The 4,450-nt window shown below is 58.1% G+C and carries 1 protein-coding gene; it reads right to left on the bottom strand.

The annotated features are described in order from the left end of the window. On the bottom strand, positions 1-4,450 hold a 4,450-nt coding region (locus tag DFP90_RS22400; RefSeq protein WP_147301114.1), incomplete at both ends, for a hypothetical protein.

The raw sequence follows: 4,450 nt of genomic DNA, 5'->3' as shown, positions 1-4,450 counted from the left end.
CCTTCCAGCGCCCGGTAGGTCTTGCCAAAGGGCAGCGGCATGTTGACCGCCTGCTTGGTGCCATCGGCATCACCGATCCGCACCATGATATTGTTATGGCCATAAGCCGCCATCTTGGCGCCGCCATCGCCGATCTTGACCATGATATTGCTGGCCCCGACCGAAAGCATGGCCGCATCGCCGTCGCCCACATGGACCTGGGCATTGCCGCTGGAGAAGCCGTCTTTGACGCTGTCTTCATCTTTCTTGAAGATATTCAACAGCTTATCTGCCTTGTTATAGGCCGCGGCCACACCATAAAAGTCGCCATCGCCAACCTTGGTCATGACATTGCCAAAGCGGCCCAGCCCGACCATGATCGTATTGGTCTTTTCGGTACCGATGATGTTGGCGACCGCTTCGGTATTGTCATAATGATTCAGGACCGATTTATGGTTTACTTCGGTCATGATGTTAAAGCTGCCGAAGCTGCCCATGACGGTGTTGAAGTATTTATTGGCCAGGGCCGGCTTCATGCCATCAACCGCCTTGCGCATGCCATAGGTGACATAGTCCGCAATGCTGGGGTCGCCGCCACCCGACAGGGCCTTATCCGCCTTGTCATCGTCCCATTTGTCCCAGCCGTCGGCATAATTGCCATGGCCGACCTTGGTGATCACATTCAGTCCGCCGATGCCCAGGGCATAGGTCCGTCCGTTGCCCACCTGGGTGAAGACATTGGCCGATGTGGGCATTTTGGGGCTGGAGGTGGAGAACATGGATTTCAAACTGTCCTTGGTCAGGCCGACCATCACCATGGCGGTGTCGCCGTCGCCGACCTTGGTGACCACATTGCCCGCCGCCTTGGGGGCTGCCGCAACCAGGAGGCCCAGGCTGTTGCCATCGCCCACATGGGTGACAATATTGGCCGCCGCCGGCACTTTCGGCACGATCGGCAGGGCAACCGCCAGCAGGTAATTGTCGCCATTGCCGACCTTGGTCACCACATTGGCCTGGCCCACCAGCACCGCCGTGAGATCCCCGTTGCCTTTATGGGTCAGAATATTGCCGACCGCCGCCATCACCACGGCCACATCGCCATTGCCGACCTTGGTGATCACATTGCCGAGCGCTACGAAAACCCCTTCCAGATCGCCGTTGCCGACCACGGTCAGAACACCGCCGCCACCCGCCATGATCGCGGTCACACGGCCATCGCCCACCTTGGTGGCGATATTGCCGACACCGCCCATGAAGACCTGCATATGGCCATTGCCCACATTGGTGTGCACATTGCCATATCCCAGCATGACCGCCCGGTTGAAGCCGTCGCCCACCTTGGTGGAGATATTCGCGATGCCCAGCATATAGGCATAATAATCGCCATTGCCCTTCTGGCTGACCGAGCCGGCGGCCGAGACCATCCAAGCCTCCAGACGCCCGTCACCGGTTTTATGGGCCACCTGGCCCAACGCGCCCATGACCGCGAACAGATCGCCTTTGGCTTCCATGTAAAGCACATTGAGCGCACCGAACATATAGGCGTTCAGTTTGCCGTCACCGCGTTTCAGGGTGATATTGCCCAGCCCGACCGAGATCACCGTGTCATCGCCTGATCCCATCTCGGCGATATTGAGCAGGCCGACCCCGACAAAATGGTCATTGCCGGCCCCCGCATTCAGATAGTTGGCCGCGCCCACGGCGGTGATGGTGTCATTGCCATCGCCCGCATGCACATTGTTGATCGCCGAAACCGCAACGATCGTGTCATTGCCGCCGCCCGCATGGATCTCGTTATAGGCCAGGGTCCAGGCACCGATATAATCATTGCCGGACCCGGCCTTCACCTTGCCGCCCAGGCCCCACATGTTGATGTGGTTATCCAGGCCGTTATCGTAATTCTGCTTGAACCAGCCCGCCGTATGGTCGCTGTTGTCATAATCCTGGCTGCTGTTGGACTGTTTTGCCTGGGCCTGCAGATTGCCGCTTTGCGCCTGCTTGGTATTGGCATAGGCATTGGAGGAAGTCGCCGCATTCACATCATAATTGGCATGAGAGGCAGAGGCCGCCGACCAACTGCCATCGGCATTCTGGCTGACCTGGGAGTTATAGCTGTCCGCATCAACCGACCGGGTCGACCGGTTGAGCCGGCTTTCGTCGAAACTGAGGCCATTGGCGGCCATCTCGTCACGATCCGCCTGGCTCAGCTGATATTGCTCTGAGGAAGCGCCGGTCCCCGTGCCGCCGCCAAGCTGGATGCCCGCCTGCTCAAGATGCGCGTCATTATTGTCGGCCATGCCATATTGCGCCATCAGCGCTTTATCTTGGCTGCCCAGGCTGTCCGCCTGCTGGCCGCCGGAGGCAAATTTGCTGCTGACCCGGCTGTCTTTTTTGGCTGCGGCCATGACCTGGGCGGAAGACATGCCCTGATAACTGGAGCCGGTGCCTTTATCCGCGCCCAGATCCACCGTGGTGAAGGCGCCATAGGCATTCACATCATCCTTCTGGCCGTTGGGTGCCCCGCCGGAATGAATGGTCGCGCCAACACCATAGGATCGGATCTTGTCAAAACCGCTGCCGGTTTTGATGTCCGCATAGGCACCATAGCTGGTGATGTCGCTGCCGCCATTGCCGGCCCGGACCTGGTTATAGGCCCCGCCCAGAACCGCCTTTGTATGGCCGTTGCCGGTCTTGGTCAGGATATTGCCACCGCCATACAGTTCGGCATCCATGTTGCCGGAACCGGTATCGGTCACCACATTGGCCCCGCCGCCCAGGCGCAGGCGGCTGTTGCCGCTGCCTGAATGGGTCACGATATTGGCAGCCCCGCCCGCCACCACATCCAGATGGCCATGGGCCACCTTGTGATGGATCTCGTTGCCGACCCCGGCACCGCGGAAGGTTAAATTGCCACTATGGCCCTCACGGGTCACCTTGTTATAAGCGCCGCCGCCATTGAAACTCAGATTGCCATGGGTGGTCTTGTGATTGACCACATTGCCCAGACCGCCACCATTGAAATTCACATTACCGGAATGACCTGTCCGGGTAAGGTTGTTGCCCGCACCGGCACCATTGAAGTTCAGATCACCATAAGCGGTGTTGTGGTAAATCTTATTGTAGCCCCCTGCACCATTGAAACTGACATTCCCACTGGAATGCCAGTAATTATGACGCCAGCGCCGGTTCAGATTATTGTAACCACCGGCTCCGTTGAAGCTGAGGTTGCCGGTCTGCGAAACATGTTCCACATGGTTATAGGCCCCAGCACCGTGCATCGCCACATTGCTGGCATATCCCCAGCGGGTCAGTTTGTTATAGGCGCCAGCCCCATAGAAATTAAGATCCCCTCGAGCGACATCGTGGAAAATCTCGTTGCGCCAGCCCGCACCTTTAAAGGTGACATTGCCACTTGCCCCCCAGTAATTGCCATTATGCACGCGGCGGATATTGTTCGATCCGCCAGCCCCCTCAAAATGGGTATTGCCCTGATTGGTATTATGTTCAATCCGGTTATGGGCCCCCGCCCCGACCATGGTCACATTGCCGCGCTCACCAGTGCGGGTCAGGTGGTTGTGCCAGCCGGCGCCTGCAAAATAGATATTGCCGAACCGCACATTGTTGATCAGCCGGTTGGAACCGCCAGCCCCCCGGAAATCGATATTGCCGTAGGAATTGTTATAATCATGGCGCCAGTAACGCAGCACGGTATTGCGCGCGCCGGCCCCGCGAAATTCCGTATTGCCATGCTGGGAAACATGCTCGATCCGGTTTTCGGCACCGGCCCCGTGGAAACGCACATTGGAGGCATAGGACCAACGGGTCAGTTTGTTGCGCCAGCCGCCGCCATAAAAATTCAAGTCACCACGCGCGATATCATGGAAGACCGTGTTGTTCCAGCCGGCCCCCTTGAAGGTGACAGAACCATTGCCGCCCCAATAATTGCCCGCATGCACGCGCCGGATCGTATTGGATCCGCCAGCACCCTCGAAATAGGTATTGCCGTAATTGGTCTCGTGATAGATCCGGTTGCGCGCCCCACCGCCCCGGAAATCAACATTGCCGGAATTGCCGCGGCGCTTGATATAATTGTCCCAGGCGGCCCCGCGATAGGTCACATTGCCCCAGGCCCAGCCCGTATGGGTGATGTTGACCGCGCCTGCCGCCCCGCGGAAATCCACATGGCCCCAGTCGCTCTTATCAATATCCACATAGCCGGCCGCGCCCGCCACATAGAGATATCCGGTGCTGTCATTCACATCCAACCGGCCAGAGGCTCCGTAAACACGGTCGTCGCCGGAGCCGGTGTTCACCGTTGCAGAAAAAGAACCCAGATAGATATTATCATTGCCGCCATAGGCATTGATGGTACCGCCAAACCCATAGGCATGGATTGTGTCATTGCCATTGCCGGCATTGTAACGGCCTGTAAAAAAATACTCGATCGACTTACCTACCGAACCCATGGCTC

The organism is Aestuariispira insulae (genome assembly GCF_003385955.1).
Lineage (GTDB): Bacteria > Pseudomonadota > Alphaproteobacteria > UBA8366 > Aestuariispiraceae > Aestuariispira > Aestuariispira insulae.
The sequence above is the reverse complement of the archived record's forward strand: the minus strand, read 5'-3'. Positions and strand labels throughout refer to the sequence as shown.